Annotated in this window: 18 protein-coding genes and 1 pseudogene; 10 read left to right on the forward strand and 9 right to left on the reverse strand. The window is 62.1% G+C overall.

The genetic code is table 11. From position 1 onward, the window contains the following. Window positions 1-18: 18 nt before the first annotated feature. From C9E81_RS00395 to C9E81_RS00425, 7 genes and pseudogenes are all read right to left on the reverse strand, one after another. Window positions 19-786, reverse strand: a complete 768-nt coding sequence (locus tag C9E81_RS00395) for a class I SAM-dependent methyltransferase (RefSeq protein ID WP_122110349.1) — start codon at window positions 784-786, stop codon at window positions 19-21. Next, window positions 783-1,202: a pseudoazurin gene (locus C9E81_RS00400; RefSeq protein WP_122110350.1), complete on the reverse strand. Its 420-nt coding sequence runs from the start codon at window positions 1,200-1,202 to the stop codon at window positions 783-785. The genes C9E81_RS00395 and C9E81_RS00400 overlap by 4 nt, the downstream gene beginning before the upstream one ends. After that, a complete protein-coding gene (locus C9E81_RS00405; RefSeq protein ID WP_122110351.1) occupies window positions 1,199-1,972 on the reverse strand; it encodes an ABC transporter ATP-binding protein in 774 nt (257 codons plus the stop codon). Before C9E81_RS00405 ends, C9E81_RS00400 begins: the two co-directional genes overlap by 4 nt. Next, on the reverse strand, window positions 1,969-2,955 hold the full coding sequence (locus tag C9E81_RS00410) for a FecCD family ABC transporter permease (RefSeq protein WP_243698498.1): 987 nt from the start codon (window positions 2,953-2,955) through the stop codon (window positions 1,969-1,971). The genes C9E81_RS00405 and C9E81_RS00410 overlap by 4 nt, the downstream gene beginning before the upstream one ends. Before the next feature lie 56 nt (window positions 2,956-3,011). Then, a complete protein-coding gene (locus C9E81_RS23075; protein WP_122110353.1) occupies window positions 3,012-4,016 on the reverse strand; it encodes an ABC transporter substrate-binding protein in 1,005 nt (334 codons plus the stop codon). A gap of 102 nt (window positions 4,017-4,118) precedes the next feature. Then, window positions 4,119-4,418 carry a DUF6525 family protein gene (locus tag C9E81_RS23200; RefSeq protein WP_122110354.1) on the reverse strand — a complete coding sequence of 100 codons (300 nt, stop codon included), beginning with the start codon at window positions 4,416-4,418 and terminating at the stop codon, window positions 4,119-4,121. Between the two features lie 44 nt (window positions 4,419-4,462). Further along, a pseudogene (locus tag C9E81_RS00425) lies at window positions 4,463-4,759 on the reverse strand (GTP-binding protein); the annotation flags it as partial. Window positions 4,760-4,911: 152 nt separating this feature from the next. Between C9E81_RS00425 and C9E81_RS00430 the strand changes: the two are divergent. Continuing rightward, window positions 4,912-5,364, forward strand: a complete 453-nt coding sequence (locus C9E81_RS00430) for a nuclear transport factor 2 family protein (protein WP_122110356.1) — start codon at window positions 4,912-4,914, stop codon at window positions 5,362-5,364. A 46-nt stretch (window positions 5,365-5,410) separates the two neighbouring features. Continuing rightward, window positions 5,411-5,848: a phosphoribosyl-AMP cyclohydrolase gene (gene hisI, locus C9E81_RS00435; RefSeq protein ID WP_243698445.1), complete on the forward strand. Its 438-nt coding sequence runs from the start codon at window positions 5,411-5,413 to the stop codon at window positions 5,846-5,848. Between the two features lie 1,130 nt (window positions 5,849-6,978). Here hisI and C9E81_RS00445 read toward each other — a convergent pair. Further along, window positions 6,979-7,920, reverse strand: a complete 942-nt coding sequence (locus tag C9E81_RS00445; RefSeq protein ID WP_122110359.1) for a MurR/RpiR family transcriptional regulator — start codon at window positions 7,918-7,920, stop codon at window positions 6,979-6,981. Window positions 7,921-8,046: 126 nt separating this feature from the next. On the opposite strand from C9E81_RS00445, the gene C9E81_RS00450 reads away from it, so the two are divergent. From C9E81_RS00450 to C9E81_RS00480, 7 genes are all read left to right on the forward strand, one after another. After that, on the forward strand, window positions 8,047-8,781 hold the full coding sequence (locus C9E81_RS00450) for an N-formylglutamate amidohydrolase (RefSeq protein WP_122110360.1): 735 nt from the start codon (window positions 8,047-8,049) through the stop codon (window positions 8,779-8,781). Further along, window positions 8,781-9,317 (forward strand): TRAP transporter small permease subunit, encoded by a 537-nt coding sequence (locus C9E81_RS00455; RefSeq protein ID WP_122111099.1) that lies wholly within the window; start codon window positions 8,781-8,783, stop codon window positions 9,315-9,317. The genes C9E81_RS00450 and C9E81_RS00455 overlap by 1 nt, the downstream gene beginning before the upstream one ends. Next, window positions 9,314-10,639, forward strand: coding sequence for a TRAP transporter large permease (locus C9E81_RS00460; protein WP_122110361.1), 1,326 nt, complete (start codon window positions 9,314-9,316; stop codon window positions 10,637-10,639). Before C9E81_RS00455 ends, C9E81_RS00460 begins: the two co-directional genes overlap by 4 nt. Before the next feature lie 18 nt (window positions 10,640-10,657). After that, a complete protein-coding gene (locus tag C9E81_RS00465) occupies window positions 10,658-11,698 on the forward strand; it encodes a TRAP transporter substrate-binding protein (protein WP_122110362.1) in 1,041 nt (346 codons plus the stop codon). A gap of 164 nt (window positions 11,699-11,862) precedes the next feature. After that, window positions 11,863-13,224 (forward strand): glutamine synthetase family protein, encoded by a 1,362-nt coding sequence (locus C9E81_RS00470; RefSeq protein WP_122110363.1) that lies wholly within the window; start codon window positions 11,863-11,865, stop codon window positions 13,222-13,224. A 31-nt stretch (window positions 13,225-13,255) separates the two neighbouring features. Beyond that, complete coding sequence (locus tag C9E81_RS00475) at window positions 13,256-14,644, forward strand: aldehyde dehydrogenase family protein (RefSeq protein ID WP_122110364.1); 1,389 nt, start codon at window positions 13,256-13,258, stop codon at window positions 14,642-14,644. Further along, window positions 14,641-15,786 (forward strand): iron-containing alcohol dehydrogenase, encoded by a 1,146-nt coding sequence (locus C9E81_RS00480; RefSeq protein WP_122110365.1) that lies wholly within the window; start codon window positions 14,641-14,643, stop codon window positions 15,784-15,786. Before C9E81_RS00475 ends, C9E81_RS00480 begins: the two co-directional genes overlap by 4 nt. Window positions 15,787-15,864: 78 nt before the next feature. Here C9E81_RS00480 and C9E81_RS00485 read toward each other — a convergent pair whose 3' ends face one another. Further along, entirely contained in the window at window positions 15,865-16,779 is a 915-nt protein-coding gene (locus tag C9E81_RS00485; RefSeq protein ID WP_122110366.1) for a LysR substrate-binding domain-containing protein, read from the reverse strand. A 108-nt stretch (window positions 16,780-16,887) separates the two neighbouring features. On the opposite strand from C9E81_RS00485, the gene C9E81_RS00490 reads away from it, so the two are divergent. Continuing rightward, window positions 16,888-17,916, forward strand: a complete 1,029-nt coding sequence (locus tag C9E81_RS00490; protein WP_122110367.1) for an ABC transporter substrate-binding protein — start codon at window positions 16,888-16,890, stop codon at window positions 17,914-17,916. Window positions 17,917-17,983: the final 67 nt, after the last annotated feature.

The following is a 17,983-nucleotide window of genomic DNA, read 5'->3' on the forward strand; positions in this document are numbered from 1 at the left end:
GCACGGCCCGCCTTCCCTTCAGCCCAGTTTCTCGGCGATCAGAATGAAGCGGCGATAAACGAGCGTGCGCAGCCGGTTGCGCAGACCCTGCTCCTGGCGCTGCGCGCGGGCAATCGGCGCATGAGAGAGCTTCCGTATACCGGTAAAACCGGCGGCCTGCAGCATCAACGCGAGCCGATCGAAAGTCAGCCCATCCGAAAATGGCAGACGCTGCATGATCCCGGCATGCTTTTCGCTCATCGCACTGTCGTGAAATGGATCGGGGCTGATCTTTTCCCAATACGCGAGGATCCAGGCTGGCAACCGGCCGGACAGGCGCGGCTTTGTCCAGTCGCCGTCATAGACCAGAAGTCGCCCGCCCGGCCGCAGGATACGGAGCCAGTCGGCAAAAGCGATCTCTGGTTCGGTCAGCGTCCAGACAAGATGCCGGCAGAGGATTGCGTCATAGCTCGCATCCGGCTCCATGGTATTGCCGGCATCGGCCAGCAGGAAGCGCAGCCGAGGTTTGCCTGCATGCTTTGCCCGCGCCTGTGCCAGCATCTCTTCAGAGAAATCGAGCGCCGTGACTTCGTGACCGAGATCATGAATCAGCCGCGTCACCTCCCCGGTCCCGCAGGCGAGTTCCAGGACATGCGCGGGCGCCGGCCCCAGGTAGTCGCGCATCGGCCGGGCCCAGGCATCGGCCGCAGGTCCCGGCGCAATCCGATGGCCGAAGGCGAGATCGAAGGTCCCGGCACGACCCGACCAGTAGTCACGAATATCCTCGCGCAGATCATGGTTTCTCATTGCGGCAAGCCGCCGAGAATGGCTTCGAACCTTTCGCGTGCCTTTCCGGGAAGATCGTCGGGCAGGACGATTTCCTCGGCATCGCTGACCTCGATGAGCATGACCATGCCCATGGCGTAATGAGGGGTGCACTTGATGCCGTAATGGCCGGAAACGTCGAAGGTAACCGTGTAATCCTCGTTGATCTTCGAACGGAATTTCTCGGCACCCTCGGGTGTCATGCTGCCGATGGTCTGGACGTTATGGCCGGGCTGGATCGGAAGGAAGCGCACGGAGTCGCCCGGTTCGATCTTCAGATACTGCGGTTCAAAAATCATCGAGCCGTTCTCACTGCGGCTATACATTTCGACCTCGTGGATTTCGGCAATGGCCGGTGCAGCCATCAGCATGACGACACCGGTCAGGAGGGATTTCATAGGTGATCCTCAAGGCAGTGGAAGCGAAGTTGCTGCGTACCGTCAACCGGGTCGGTCAGGGCACGAGCGCCGACACGGAAGATTGCGCTCAGCCGTTCGGGCGTCAACACCTCGGCTGGCGGACCGCAGGAGATCAGCCTTCCGCCGTCCATTATCCCGATTCGATCGCAGCGCATCGCCTGATTGAGATCGTGCAACGCGATCACCACCGTAACGTCCAGCCCGGCGATCAACCGCAACAATGCAAGCTGGTGCTGGATGTCCAGATGGTTCGTCGGCTCGTCCAGCATCAGAAGGCGCGGACGTTGTGCAAGTGCTCGGGCGATGTGTATGCGTTGGCGTTCACCACCCGAAAGCGTGGACCAGGACCGCTCGGCCATATGTGTCATGTCGACAGCTTCAAGCGCGTCGGAGACGATGGCCTCGTCCATAGCCGAGAAAGGGGCGAAAGGCGAGAGCCAAGGCGTCCGGCCAAGCTCGACCGCCTCCCGGGCGTTCAGGCGTTCGGCGGTGTCGGCAGCTTGGGCGACCAGCGCGATACGACGCGCGATCTCGCCCCGGGGCAACGTGGCCAGTGGTCTTCCGTCAAGTTCGACCCGACCCTGAGCGCGTGGCAAGAGACCGGCCATCAGCCGCAAAAGCGTCGATTTGCCCGACCCGTTGGGACCGATCAAACCAAAGGTTTCGCCCGGCCTTATCCGCAGCTCGACATCCTCGACGATTCGCCGGCCCCGACTCGACCAGCCGAGGGAGAACGTCTCGATCCTCATGACTCTCTCCGGTTTCGGATCAGGATCAACGCGAAACCCGGCGCCCCGACAAGGGCGGTGACCACGCCGATGGGAACAACCTGTCCCGGGATAATCATGCGTGAAGCGATATCGGCAAGGATCATGAAAACCGCACCGGTCAGGGCGGCCGTGGGGATCAGCCGCAGATGGCGCACACCCACAATGAACCGCGCCGCATGCGGGATGACCAGCCCGACAAAGCCGATTGCCCCCACGATGCTGACCATCACTGCGGTCATGAGCGTGACCATCCCGATCAGCACGAATTGCACCCACCGCACCGGCACGCCGAGCGCGCGCGCCGCATCCGTTCCGAACGCGAAGGCATCCAGCGCGCGCGCATAGCGGAAGCAGATCACGAGACCCAGAGCCGTGGCCGGCACAGCCAGCCAGACATCCGGCCAACGCACTCCGGACAGATTACCCAGCAGCCAGAAGATGATGCCACGCGCCTGTTCGGCATTGGCGGATTTCGCGATGAAGAATGAGGTCAGCGCATTGAACAATTGCGAACCGGCGATACCTGCCAACACCATATGCGCGGGACTACCGCCCGCCGCACGGGCCAGCAGCGCGACCAGCGCGAAGGCCAGCACCGCCCCCATGAAGGCGCCGCTTGAAATGCCGATGGCGCCCCCACCCAACCCCAGGATCGTCACCGCCACCGCACCGGTCGAGGCTCCGGCCGAAACTCCGAGCAGATATGGATCGGCCAGCGCATTGCGCACCAGCGCCTGCAGCACCACCCCCGCCAGCGCAAGACCTGCGCCGCAAGCAGCTGCGACCAGCGTGCGTGGCAGCCGGTAAGACCAGATAATCCCCGCGTCGACGGGATCAACTGCGTATCCTGCCCCCCAGAGACTATTTGCCAGCACCCTGCCCACCTGGCCGAGCGACAGGGGCGTTTCACCGATGACGATCCCGGCCAGCACAGCCAGCATCAGCACCAATATGCCGAGCATCCCGCGCGACAACACCGGCCGGATTGGTCGTACCAGAGTAGGGGCTGAGCCGAGACTCATGGCAGTGCAAGCTTCGGCAGGGCGTCGGCCAGTGCCTCGAGCGCGGCGATATTGCGTATCGAAGGGTCCATCGCATGGGCGTTGATCACCACGATGCGGTTGTTCCGCACGGCTTCCATCTGGCTTGTCACCGGATCGCTTTTCAGGAATTCGAGCTTCCGCTCGACATCGTCTGCCTCGAACCGGCGGCGGTCCATCTCGGCGATCACAATTACGGACGGATTCGTGCGAGCGATGTTTTCCCATGACACCACGGGCCATTCCTCATCGCTTTCGACGACATTGCGCAGACCCAATGCCTCCATCATATAGGCAGGTGGCCCCCTGCGCCCGGCGACATAAGGGTCCATATCCATTTCCGCCGACGAGAACCAGAACACCGCCGAGGCATCGCGCAAATCCAGTGTCCGAGCGGCCTCGATTGCAGCGGCTTCGCGCTCGCGCAGCTCCGCAACCAGCGCCTCACCGCGCTCGGGCACATCGAAAATCCGCGCCAGATCCCGTACGCCCTGCCAGAGACTGTCCATCGTGAACATCTCAAGCCGCGTGCCATCCGATCCGGCGGTATTGTCCTTGCCGATACAATCGGTGGGCAGCGTATAGGTCGGAATGCCCAGATCGGCGAACTGGTCCCGCGTTGCGACGATACCCTGCGGGCCGATATGCCACTCGTATTGCACAGCAACCAGGTCCGGACGTTTTGCGACAACGCTTTCGAAGCTGGGATCGTTATCGGCCAAGCGCTCTATCCCGGCGTTCACCTCGGCGAATTCCGGCAGAACCCCGGTGAACCAGACCGAAGTGCCGATCACCTTGTCGGCGAGTCCCAGCTCATAGAGAATCTCCGTTGCCGCCTGACCCACCGTCACCACATTCTTGGGCGCGGCGTCAAAGGTCAGCCGGCTTCCGCAATTCTCAAGCTCAAGCGGATAGGAGGTCTGCGCAACTGCGGGTAACGCCAGCACAGAACTCGTCAGAAGGGCAATCAGGCAAGGCCGCATCCGGTATCTCCAGAAATCTATTTCATTATGTTGATATTAAGCTTTCCCGGCGCAGCGCCCGAAACGGAACGCCTATTGCCGTGGAAGATATGAACCATCCAATCATCTGCGCAATGAGCCGGTCGGGTATATTCGCGCAGCGGGCGGCGTAAAACCCCATATCCGTGGCGCATCCTTCCTCAGCATCCGGGCTTCGGCCATGTCGAGGCGGCGACTGGCGGCCACAGTATCGCCTGCCGTTTCACGCAGAAATCTCCACCATAGGCGCAAAGCCGAAACCGGACTCCAGGGTAAAGCTGCCTGCGCAAGCCAGTTGCGCAGTTCAGGAGGCAGACGGTCGTATTGCTTGATCGAACAAGGTCTGCGGCGACGACGCAGAGAGGCGGCAAGATTCCGGCGCATCAGTGTAGCCTCGGCGCCTCGGGGGCGGCTTCCTTGATGGAGGCACGGCCCTCCTCGGCAAGCTTGTGCATCCCTTGCAGCAGGTCATTGTGTAGCGTGCAGCAGATGCAGCCATTCGTCATCCCGTCCAGCTTTTCCTCCACCCGGTTCAGTTCTGCCCCGTCGCGAACCAGACCGGCATCGATTTTCACCTCGGACATGTCATTGACGACGACCGTGACGCGGCGACCCCCGCGATTGTTCAGGATATGGTTCCGAAGCGCCGTCCTTCCAGTCCCGAGGAATCCGGACAGGACGGTGACGGGCAGGCGTTTGTCGCCGGTTTGCTGGCTGGTGGGCATGGCATTCCCATTTATGTAATGTTATTACATTGCACAAATAACCAGACTCCGCGGAGCCTGCAATGCCGTTTTCGATCGAGCTTACATCCGGACTGAGCCGTCGAACGCAGTCCGCCGCGCCAAAGACAAGGAATAGCAAGGAGAGCAAGGCCATGCCGGAAGATGTAACGACCAGCCGCGTCAGAGAGGACGCCCTGTTCGAGGCAGCCGCAAGGCCCTATCTGGCCGAGATGCGCAAGGCGCTGCTGCGATGGGCCGAGGTCGTGTCCCTGGGCCGGCTGGAGGATCTTCTGGCGCTTTACGCCAGCGACGCCATTCTGGTTCCCACAATGGCGCATGAGATCGGCGGTCACGCCGACGAGCGGCGGACCTATTTCGAAAGCTTCCTGGCCAATCCCAATCTGCGATGCCGCATCGACACGCTGCGCAAGCGGATCAGCCACAAGCTGGGCACGGTGGTTGTCGGCGGGCACTACACCTTCACATTCGAATGTTACGGCACGGAACAGGCGTTCCCTGCCCGCTATCTGTTCACCTTCGAAGAAATCGACGGAAGCTGGCTGATCACCGGGCACCATTCCTCGCGCATGCCCTCTTCATCGTAATTCAATCACGGAAAACACGATATCCGTCTTTTTCCCCCGTCGCACCGTGAACCAGGTCGAGGCAGGCCAAGCTCTTGCCCCAAAATTCGATGCCGCAGGACTGACCCCGGTCGTCACCACCGATGCGAAGAGCGGTGAGGTGCTGATGATGAGGGTGATGAATACCGAGGCGCTGAGGCGCAGTGCTGAGACCGGCGAGGCGCATTACTGGAGCCGTTCGCGACAATGCCTCTGGCACAAGGGCGCAACCAGCGGATTGATCCAGAAGGCCGTCGAGTTGCGGACCGGCGACGATCAGGACGCGATCTGGCTGCGTGTCGAGATCGTCGGCCTCGCCACCTGCCATGTCGGCTATCGCTCCTGCTTCTATCGCGCGGTGCCGATTGGTGCGCCGGATGTGCCAAGGCTCACCTTCACCGAGTCCGAAAAGCTTTTTGATCCGGCCGTGATCTATGGCGATATGCCCAACCCTACGCAACTCTGACGCCTTCTGGATGGGTCGCGCGCTGGCGCTTGCCCGGCGGATGCGCGACCATGTCTGGCCCAACCCGCCTGTGGACTGCGTGATTGTGAAGGATGGCGCGGTCATCGCCGAAGGCGAGACTCAACCGGGCGGACGGCCTCATGCGGAACGAAATGCCCACGGGTATCGGCGCCGTGCGTAATACCGCAAAAGTCGAGCCGCGTGCGACGGTTGCTGTCTTCGGGCTCGGTGCGGTCGGGATGGCGGTAACTCCCGCCGCGGCGGCATCATGCTTCCGGGCATGATGCCGCGACTTCATTAAGTTTCTCGCAGATCGGCTGTTCATCCTTGACGCAACGTAAAAGGGGCGGCCGCAATCTTGCTGCCGCGCATTCGAGCGGTTGGCGTTCTAGAAAAATGCTCGAAAGTGGTTCCCGAAGTCCGATACGGCTTATGATACTGCGACCGACGAACTGGAGTCTCCGGCAAAGAGATTGGTTTGAAAGGCGGCCCGCGCCAGGACAGGGAGGAAGTCGACGCGGGCCAGTGCAGGGGGTAAAATGGAAATGGGAAGCTGACTGGCAGCCAACAATGGTGTTACCTGCGGTCAATTGTCGCGCCGGTCCATAATTGGCTTCAGATGACCAGAATGCGCCCTGTGATCCAGGAATCTTCCCGGTGTTCGGCACAAGTTTCAGGATAAGTATGCCCTCATCCCATGTCAGCGCGGTCGAAATCGCCCGTTTTCGCTTGATCTATTTCGTTATCGCCAAACGATAAAATGGTATACTATGCGTCAATTTTCAGCATGCGACTTTTCAGAGATAAACTGGCTGTGACTATGCCGAATCCTCTTTCACATTTGACACGATTGAGCAGGATAACTATTACGGATCAGTTAGTTAAGAGTCTTCGAAATCTGATACTGCACAGCACTCTGCCTGCAGGATACCCGGTCACTGAACAAGAGATATCGGCGTTTCAAGAACTCCAGCACGCGTAGCTATCCGAATTTTGGTCAGCGAGGGCCTGATCGACGTCAGTGAAACCGGGCGACTATCGATCGCGGATCCTGTCTCTTTCTCTCGTGATAAGCGGGAAGCACTCAATACACTGGCTTTAAAGGCAGTTTATAAGGACTGATCCCAGACCTATTTCGAGCTTACCGCGTTCCGTTGCGCGACCGAACGGCCTGCCCGTCCCTCGCCTGACCGCCCCCGTCGAAACAGCCGGGTATTCTCATACAGCTCTTCCAGGCGTTTCATACGCGCCTCAGTTTCCGGCCAAGTCTGTTCCTGCACCACCGCCAGCAAGGTTTCGAGTAACAAGAGCATTGCGACCGAAGAGTCCCAAGCTGACGGAACTTCGATCTGCGCAGAAAAGCGGAACTTCGCATGGGCCGCGACCGGGCTGACCCAGGGATCGGTCATCAGCACGATCTCGGCCCCGCTTTCGGCGGCAAGCTCGGCCAGTTCAAGGATGGAATTCTCGTAGCGGCGGATATCGAAGACGACCATCACGTCGCCGGGGCGCAGATCCAGCAGCGCCGGCGGCCAGGCATTCGACAGCGGCGGCAAGAGCGACACGCCGGGCCGCACGATGCCAAGCTGGGTCACCAGATAGTCGGCAAGCGCATGGGTGATCCGCCCGCCGGTCACGAAGATATTGCGCTGCTGATCGGCCAGCATGGCGGCACAGGCGTCGAATTCGGCATGATCGATCCGCCCCAGTGTCACCGAAAGATTGGTCAGCACCGCATCGGCGAAACGGTTCAGCATATGGGTCTGCGGCACCCCGTCGCTCCAGCGTGCCCGCTTTGCCAGCGGCGATTCCAGCCGCGCCTCGACCTCGGCGCGCAACTGGGCCTGGAACTCGGGATAACCGCGGAAGCCCAGCTTCTGCACCAGCCGCAGCACCGTCGGAGTCGATACCCCCGCCTCTTTCGCAAGCTGCGGCATCGAGCCCAGCCCGGCGACCGGGTAATGGCGCGTCAGATGGCTGGCCAGCATCCGCTCGGATGGGGTGAGCGTCTCGAAATGACGGGCCAGGCGATCCTCGATCAACTCTGCAGGCGGTGGGTTGTTCTCGGTCATCTGATCGTCCCTTGGGCAGATTGTTCCATCCGCCATCGTAATGATCGTAACAGCGATTCAGCAACCTGAAAAGATATTGACAGAATCGGGTCGCCTGTCACAGCCTGACCGCAGAGGAGACCATGGATGCCTGAACACGCAGCCCATTACGCGATCGAAGGCGGGAATGCGCCCGGCCCCGCCGTGCTGGTCTGCGAACATGCCTCGAACGATTTCCCGCCCCCATGGGACGGACTGGGGTTGAGCGAGGGGCAAAGGCAGGCGCATATCGCGTGGGATCCCGGTGCCCTGGGGCTGGCGCGGGAACTGGCAAGGCGGCTTGGCGCACCGCTGATCCACGGCACCGCGTCGCGGCTGATCCTTGACCTGAACCGCCCGCCGCATTCCCCGGCGGCCATGCCCGAGCACAGCGAAGCCCATGACATCCCCGGCAACCAGCACCTTTCCACCGAAGAGCGGCTGCGCCGGACCGAAGCGATCTACATTCCCTTTCACGCGGCACTCTCGGCGCTGCTGGCGCGGCGGCTGGCGGCCGGTCAGTGCCCGGTCCTGGTCACCGTCCACAGTTTCACCCGGATCTATTTCGGCCAGGCGCGAGAGGTCGAGTTCGGCATCCTGCATGATGCCGATGACCGGCTTGCCCGCGCTATCCTGGCCCGCGACACCGGGCTGACAACCCGGCTCAACGAACCCTACAGCGCCGCGGATGGCGTGACGCATACGCTTGCCCGTCATGCCACGCCGATGGGCCTGGCCAGTGTCATGCTGGAAATCCGCAACGACCTGCTTGCCGGATCGCAGGCCGGCATGGCCGAACGCCTCGCCCCGGTGCTGCGAGCCGCCATCCAGGAGGTCGCATGATGCCGAACTGGGCCATTGCATATGTCCGCAGGATCGAGGCGCTGAATTACCGCCTTGGCCGCTTTGCCATGTATATGCTGTTCGCGATCATGGCGGTCCTGCTGTGGTCCTCGATCACCAAGATCCTCAAGGTGCCGTCGCTGTGGACGCTGGAAGTGGCGCAATTCACGCTGGTCGCCTATTACCTGCTGGGCGCGCCCTATTCGATGCAGCTTGGCGCCAATGTCCGGATGGACCTGCTCTATGCCCGGATGTCCGCGCGAAGGCAGGCGATCTGGGACCTGTTCACCATCTTCTGCCTGCTGTTCTACCTCGGCGTGATGCTGTGGGGCGCGATCGACTCGACCGCCTACAGCCTGCAGATCGGGGAACGCGCGCCAAGCGCGTGGCGGCCCTATCTGTGGCCGATCAAGATGATCATCACGCTGGCCTTCGCCCTGATGATCCTGCAGGCCATCGCTCACCTGATCCGTGACATCGCCACGCTGCGCGGCATCGAGATCCCGCATCCGTTCAAGGGGGCCGTCGACAGATGAGCTATGAATGGATCGCCGTCCTGATGTTCTCGACCATGCTGCTGATGATGATCACCGGGCAGCGGGTCTTCGGCGCGATCGGCTTCGTCGCCGTGGTCGCAGCGCTGGTCCTGTGGGGACCGGGCGGGACCGATATGGGGTTCTCGGCGGTGATGAAGGTGATGCGCTGGAACGCGCTGCTGACGCTGCCGATGTTCGTCTTCATGGGCTACGTGATGTCGGAATCGCGACTGGCCGAGGATCTTTACCGCATGTTCCATGTCTGGTTCGGCCCGATGCCGGGCGGGCTTGCCATCGGGACCATCCTGCTGATGGTGATGATCTCGGCCATGAACGGGCTGTCGGTGGCGGGGATGGCCATCGGGGCGACCATCGCCCTGCCCGAGCTGATCCGGCACAATTACGACAAGCCGATGATCTCGGGCGTGATCCAGGCCGGATCCAGCCTTGGCATCCTGATCCCGCCCTCGGTGGTGCTGGTGCTGTATTCGCTGATCGCGCGCCAGCCGGTCAGCCAGCTTTGGCTGGCGGGGATCGGACCCGGGTTGCTGATGGCGGCACTGTTCGTCGTCTATATCCTGGTCCGGACCCGGCTGAATCCTTCGCTCGCCCCGCCGATGCCGCCCGAGGAACGCGCCCGGATCACATGGGGCGAGCGCATCCGCCTGCTGCGCGCCGGGATCCTGCCGCTGGTGATCTTCGCGGCGATGATGGTCCCCTTCGTCAAGGGCTGGACCTCGCTGACCGAGAGCAGCGTGATCGGGGCGCTCTCCGCCGTGATCGCCGCCATCATCAAGCGGCGCTTCACCCGCGAGGTCTTCGAGACCGCCACAAGGCAAACACTGGCCATCACCTGCATGTTCATGCTCATCATCACCGCGGCGCTGAGCTTTGGCGCGGTGTTCGACGGCCTCGGCGCGGGCCGCGCGATCGAGAACCTGTTCCTGCAGGAAATGGGCCTGAGCCCGTTGCAGGTGCTGCTGCTGATGCAGGCGTCCTTCCTGGTCATGGGAATGTTCCTCGACGATACCGCCATGCTGGTCATCGTCGCGCCGATCTATGTGACCATGGCGCGTGCGCTCGGCTTCGATCTGGTGTGGTATGGGATCCTCTATACGATCACCTGCCAGATCGCCTACCTGACCCCGCCCTTCGGCTATAACCTGTTCCTGATGCGGGCAATGGCGCCGAAGGATTTCACCCTTGGGGTGATCTATCGCTCGGTGCTGCCCTTCGTGTTGCTGATGGCGATGACCCTGGCGCTGGTGATCGCCTTTCCGGGCATCGCCATGTGGCTGCCGAACTCGATCTACGGACAATAACCAACAGGGAGAACGACAATGACGACGACAAGACGGAAATTCCTCGCAAGCGGCGCGGCGGTTGCGGGCGCCGGAGCGCTGGCAACCCCCGCAGTCGCGCAGGGCGCGCCGCTGAAATGGCGGATGCAGACCTATGCGGGTGCGGCCTTGGGCGAGCATGTCTGCAAGCCCGCCATCGACGCCTTCAACAAGATCGCCAATGGCCAGATGGAGATCGAGCTGTTCTATGCCGATCAGCTTGTTCCCACGCCCGAGCTGTTCCGCGCCATGCAGAACGGCACCATCGACGCCGTGCAATCCGACGATGACAGCATGGCCTCGCCGACCGAGGTGACGGTGTTCGGCGGCTATTTCCCCTTTGCGCTACGCTATTCGCTGGATGTGCCGGCGCTGTTCAACCATCACGGGCTGGACGAGATCTGGAAGGAGGAATACGCCAAGCAGGGCATCCGGCATATCTCGGCCGGATCATGGGACCCGTGCAATTTCGCCACCAAGGAGCCGATCAACAGCCTTGCCGATCTGCAGGGCAAGCGCGTCTTCACCTTCCCCACCGCAGGGCGGTTCCTGTCCAAGTTCGGCGTCGTTCCGGTCACCCTGCCATGGGAGGACATCGAGGTGGCGCTGCAGACGGGCGAGCTGGACGGCGTCGCATGGAGCGGGATCACCGAGGATTACACCGTCGGATGGGCCGAGGCGACCGGGCATTTCCTGACCAACAGCATCTCGGGCGCATGGATCGGCCATTTCTTCGCCAACCAGGAACGGTGGGACGAGGTGCCCGAACACCTGAAGGAGCTGATGAAGGCGGTGTTCGACCAGTCGCATTACTACCGCCAGCACTGGTACTGGTCGGGCGAGGCGAATCTGCGCGTCACCGGCGACAAGATGAAGCTGACCACCATTCCCGCCGAGGAATGGGACCAGGTCGAAGAGGCCGCCAAGGAGTTCTGGGAGGAGATCGCATCCGAATCCGAGATCAAGGCCAAGGTCGTCGCCAAGATCAGGGAATATAACGACGCCATGCGCAAGGCGGGCCCGCCCTATCGCTATTCGTGATCGGGACCGGTGGAATATGCCGCGACGGGGAGATGATTGTTACGTCCCGCGATGGCCGGGGGCTCTACCCCCGGACCCCCGGCAAGGTATTTGGACAAAGAAGAAGGAGCGCGGCATTGTGGTTGCGCGCCCGGAAGTGAGTAGGCCCGAACAGGAGTGCCGCGATGCCTGCCAATCTGAGCTTTGACGCGTTGAAAGCCGCCGTGGATGCCGGCGAGATCGATACCGTGGCGGTAGCTTTGGTGGATATGCAGGGGCGCTTGATGGGCAAGCGTTTCCATGCAGCGCATTTCCTGGAGAACCCGGAAGAGACGCATTGCTGCAATTACCTGCTCGCCACCGATACCGAGATGGTCACGGTGCCGGGCTACAAGGCGTCAAGCTGGGCGGCGGGTTACGGCGATTACGTGATGAAGCCCGATCTTTCGACGCTGCGCCGCCTGCCATGGGCGCCGGGCACCGCCTTTTGCATGGTGGATCTGCATGATCACCACACGCATGAGCCGGTCCCCCATGCCCCGCGCAATATCCTGCGCCGTCAGGTTCAGCGGGCCGAGGCGATGGGCTTTATGCCGATGATGGCGACAGAGCTGGAATTCTTCCTGTTCGCCAATGATTACAAATCGCTTTTCGATAGTGGCTATCGCGATCTGCTGCCGACCGCGCGCTACAATGTCGATTACGCGCTGACCGGCACTTTCGCCGACGAGCCGGTGATGCGCGACCTGCGCAACGGGCTTTTCGGTGCCGGCATCCCGGTCGAGAACTCCAAGGGCGAGGCCGAGGCGGGGCAGCACGAGATCAACGTGAAATATTCCGATGCCATGGACACGGCCGACATGCATGTGCTGGTCAAGTCCGCCACCAAGGAGATCGCGCAGGCGCATGGCCAGTCGGCCTGTTTCATGGCGAAATACTCGCATGAGCGGGCGGGCTCATCCAGCCATGTGCATCAATCGCTGTTCAGGGATGGCGCCAATGCCTTTTTCGATCCGCAGGCACAGCAGGGCATGTCCGGGCTGATGCGCAGCTACATGGCCGGGCAGCTTGCCCATGCCGAGGGGCTGACCTTTTTCCTTGCCCCCTATGTCAACAGTTACAAGCGTTTCGTCACCGGCATGTTCGCCCCCACCAAGGCGATCTGGTCGATGGACAATCGCACCGCGGGGTTCCGGGTCTGCGGTGGCGGGACCAGGGGCGTGCGCGTCGAATGCCGGATCGGCGGGGCGGATCTGAACCCTTATCTTGCCTGTGCGGCATTGCTGGCGGCAGGTTTGGACGGTGTGGAAAAGGGCATGGAGCTGGAGCCGGAATTCACCGGCGACGCCTATGCCGCCGGGAATGCCCGCCAGATCCCCGGCACGCTTGCCGATGCGGCCAGGGCGCTGGACGCGTCCGATATGCTGCGCACCGCCTTCGGCGATGATGTCGTCGACCATTACGTCCGCGCCGCGCATTGGGAATTGGAAGAACAGAACCGCGTCGTCACCGATTGGGAAGTCGCGCGCGGTTTCGAACGGGCCTGAAACGCTGCAAAACCGGCCAGAAGAGGACAGGATGTCAAAGACAATCAAACTGATTTCACCGGTAGACGGTTCGATACTTGTCGAACGCCCGGTGCTGAGCGCGGCAGAGGCGCGGCAGGCCGTCTCCCGCGCCCATGCGGCGCAGCCTGAATGGGCCGCGTTGCCGCTGACCGAGCGGATCGCGAGGGTCGATGCCGGAATCGCCGCCCTGAACGCGATGAAGGAGGAAGTCGTCGGGGAGCTCGCCGACCAGATGGGCCGCCCCACCCGCTATGGCGGCGAATTCGGCGGCATGAACGAGCGCGCCGAGTACATGGCCCGGATCGCGCCCGAAGCCCTGGCCCCCACGGTGATCGAGGAGAGCGAAAGCTTCCTGCGCGAGATCCGCCGCGAACCGGTCGGCACCGTGTTTGTCATTGCGCCGTGGAACTATCCGTTCATGACCGCGATCAATACCATCGTGCCCGCCCTGATCGCCGGAAACGCGGTGATCCTGAAACATGCCTCGCAGACGCTGCTGGTCGGCGAGCGTATCGCGCAGGCGATGGAACGGGGCGGCGTGCCTGCCGGGATATTTCAGAACCTCGTGCTGGACCACCGGACCACCGAGGAGCTGATCGCGGCGCGCAGTTTCGGTTTCGTGAATTTCACCGGCTCGGTCCGGGGCGGTCAGGCGATCGAGCGGGCGGCGGCAGGGACATTCACCGCCACCGGGCTGGAGCTGGGCGGCAAGGATCCGGGCTATGTCCGCGAGGATGCAGACCTGGATGCCGCGGTCGAGGGGCTGATGGACGGGGCGATGTTCAATTCCGGCCAGTGCTGCTGCGGGATCGAGCGGATCTATGTCCATGAGAGCCTGTATGACGCTTTCGTCGAGAGGGCCACGGCATGGGTGCTGCGGCAGAAGCTTGGCAATCCCCACGATCCCGGCACGACCATGGGTCCGATGGCGCAGCGCCGCTTTGCCGAGCTGATCCGCGAGCAGATCGCCGAGGCCGTGGACAGGGGCGCCACGCCGCTGATCGATCCCGCCGCATTTCCCGAGGATGACGGCGGCGCCTATCTGGCCCCGCAGATCCTGACCGGCGTGACCCATGACATGCGGATCATGCGCGAGGAAAGCTTTGGCCCGGTGGTCGGCATCATGCCGGTCGCGGATGACGATCAGGCCGTGGCGCTGATGAATGATTGCGATTACGGGCTGACGGCCTCGATCTGGACGGGTGACGCGCAGGCGGCGGAAAAGATCGGCGCGAGGCTGGAAACCGGCACCGTCTTCATGAATCGCTGCGACTACCTGGACCCGGCGCTGTGCTGGACGGGTTGCAAGGATACCGGCCGGGGCGCGGCGCTGTCCTCGCTCGGGTTCATGGCCGTGACCCGGCCGAAATCCTATCATTTGAAAAAGGTGACGACATGACGTTGCAGGCGAACTGGTCCTATCCCACCACGATCAAATTCGGGGCCGGACGCATCCGCGAACTGGCCGATCATTGCAAATCCGTGGGCATGGCCCGCCCGCTGCTGGTCACCGACAGGGCGCTGGCCGGGCTGCCGATCACCGCGCAGGCGCTGGACATCCTTGAGGCGGCGGGATTGGGCCGGGCGGTTTTCGCTGAGGTCGATCCGAATCCGAACGAGCGCAACATGGCCGAGGGCATCGCGGCCTACAAGGCGGGCGATCATGACGGGGTGATCTGTTTCGGCGGCGGCTCGGCGCTGGATCTGGGCAAGATGGTCGCGCTGATGATCGGGCAATCGATCCCGGTCTGGGACCTGGAGGATATCGGCGACTGGTGGACCCGCGCCGATGCCTCGAGGATCGCGCCGATCATCGCCGTGCCGACCACGGCGGGAACCGGATCCGAGGTCGGGCGCGCGGGCGTGCTGACCAATTCGGAAACCCACAAGAAGAAGATCATCTTCCACCCGAAACTGCTGCCCGCCGTCACCATCTGCGATCCGGAGCTGACGGTCGGCATGCCGAAACCAATCACCGCTGGCACCGGCATGGACGCTTTCGCGCATTGCCTTGAGGCATTCTGCTCGCCCCATTACCACCCGATGAGCCAGGGCATCGCGCTGGAGGGGCTGCGGCTGGTCAATGAATACCTGCCCCGCGCCTATGCCGCTCCCGACGATATCGAGGCCCGCGCCCAGATGATGAGCGCCGCGGCCATGGGCGCGGTCGCCTTCCAGAAGGGGCTGGGCGCGATTCACTCGCTGAGCCATCCGGTCGGTGCAATCTATGGTACCCATCACGGCACGACCAACGCCGTGGTCATGCCGATGGTGCTGGATTTCAACCGCCCCGCCATCGAGGATCGCTTGGGCCGAGCGGCGGATTACTTGGGTATCTCTGGCGGATTTGACGGCTTGCGCGCCCGCGTGATGGAGTTGCGCACGGAACTGGCCATTCCCTCAAACCTGACCGAGCTGGGGGTGGAGCCGGAACGGCTGGACGAATTGACGGAAATGGCGCTCGAAGATCCGTCCTGCGGCGGAAACCCGGTCGAGATGACGAAGAAAAACACCCGCGCCCTTTATGATGCATGCATGTAGGCGGCCTGAACGAAATGCCGATTTCCGCTCGCCGGGGTTGGATCATCCCGGCCTCGATCCCGGTGCGCTTGCCCGGCTTCACGGCAAGCTGTAGCCGTTCTCGATTTCCTCTATGCCCTTGCGGATCTCTTCCATCAACATCAGGGCCAATTGCTGCACCGGTTCGAAGGCCGAGGAATACAGCCACGTCTTCATACTGACCTTCGGCCGTATCGGCTTGAAGACCACCTTCTCCCGAGGCCAGCCGACACTGATCAGCGACGGCACCAGGGCCACCCCCAGCCCCTCGCTGACAAGTGTGCAGGCCGCATCCGCCATCTGCGCCTCGATGCCCAACCGCACCTTCACCCCGACCTCGGAAAAGGCAGCCATAACCTGCTGATGCGAGGTATCGGCCCGGCCGAGCGAGATCAGGCGGTCCTCGGCAAGGTCGCCGAGTTCGACATGGCCGCGCCCGGCAAGCCGATGCGAGGGCGGTAGTGCGCAAACCATCGAGATATCGGCAAAGGGTTTGCAGGCAATTCCCGGATGATGCGACGGCAGTAGCGAGATCCCGAAATCCGCCGCGCCGTTGAGCATTGTGTCCGCGACGCTGGGTGAATTCCGGGTCAGCAGTTGCAGCGAAACCTCCCTGCGGCCACGCATGAAGATTGCGGCATATTTCGGCACCACGCGGAAACTGAGCGCCGGGAAAGCGACAACCGAGACCTCGCCGCGTTCCAGCCCTCGGATCGCCTTGGCAGTGTTCTCGACGCGGGCAACCCCGGCCTGCAATTTCTCTGTCTCCAGAAACAGCCGCCTTGCCTCGGCGGTCGGGCGAATTCGACCTGCTGCACGTATGAACAACTTGAAACCGCAGGAATCCTCGAAGGCGTGGATCAGTTTGCTGACCGCCGGCTGGCTGACATACAGCGTTTCCGCCGCTTTGGTAATCGAACCGCCCTTCATCACCGCGTTAAACGCCTCGATCTGGCGGATATTGGTTCGGGCCATTGATAGTTCATAACTTTTTGGAATGGACTCCTTAACTTAATTCAATTGAAATTCACTGTCAAAAGAGGCCAGCTTCCCACCATCGAAACAATAAAACAGGGAAGTACCATGAATACGCGCCAGATGACGCTAGCCGCGCTCGTGACGACCGCTTCCGCAGGAGCGGTATTAGCCCAGGATACGCTAACCGTCGGGGGATATGGCGGCTCGTTCGAGACGCTGATGAAAGAATTGATTATCCCCCGGTTCGAAGCCGAAAACGACGTTTCGATCACCTTCGTGCCGGGGAACTCGACCGAGAATCTTGCCCGGTTGCAGGCGCAGAAATCCGCGCAGGAACTGGACGTGGTCATCCTCGATGACGGGCCGATGTACCAGGCCGATGCACTTGGTTTTTGCGCCCCGCTGGAGCAGGCGCCGGTTTATGACGACGTCTATGACATCGCGAAACTCGGCGACAACTCGGTCGGGATCGGCTTCGTGGCAACCGGTTTTACCTATAACGCCGAATGGTTCGAGCGCGAGGGTTGGGAACCGCCCAAGAGCTGGGAAGACCTTAAGGATCCCAAATACGAACAATTGCTGTCGATTCCCCCGATCTCCAACACCTATGGGCTGCATACGCTGGTCATGATGGCCCGTCTCAGCGGCGGCGGTGAGGACAATATCGACCCCGGTTTCGAGGTGCTGGCCGATGAAGTCGCGCCCAATGTGCTGGTGTTCGAGCCGTCATCGGGCAAGATGTCGGAATTGTTCCAGTCCGAGGAAATCGCCCTCTCGATCTGGGGCTCGGGTCGCACCAAATCCCTTGCCGATACCGGCTTTCCTGCCAAGTTCGCGTATCCCGAGGAAGGCGCTGTGGCATTAATGCTGGCCTCCTGCCCGGTAGTCGACAGTGATGTGCCCGACAAGGCCCAGGCTTTCGTGCAATATCTTCTCGACCCGGAAATCCAGGTGAAAATCGGCGATGCGATGGGTGCGGGGCCGGTGAATACCACCTCCGAACTGCCGCCTGAGCTTGCCGAGACATTGCCCTATGGCGAGAAGATCAATGACCTCGTGGCGGTGGACTGGGACAAGATCAACCCGCTGCGGCAGGAATGGACTGCCCGCTGGGCGCGTGAGGTCGAACGGTAATACGCTGTCGGCTGGCTGGACGGCCCCTCTTCGGGCCGCCCACAGTCCGCTTACCTCGAAAATTGAA

This window comes from Paracoccus alkanivorans (genome assembly GCF_003697785.1).
GTDB lineage: Bacteria > Pseudomonadota > Alphaproteobacteria > Rhodobacterales > Rhodobacteraceae > Paracoccus > Paracoccus alkanivorans.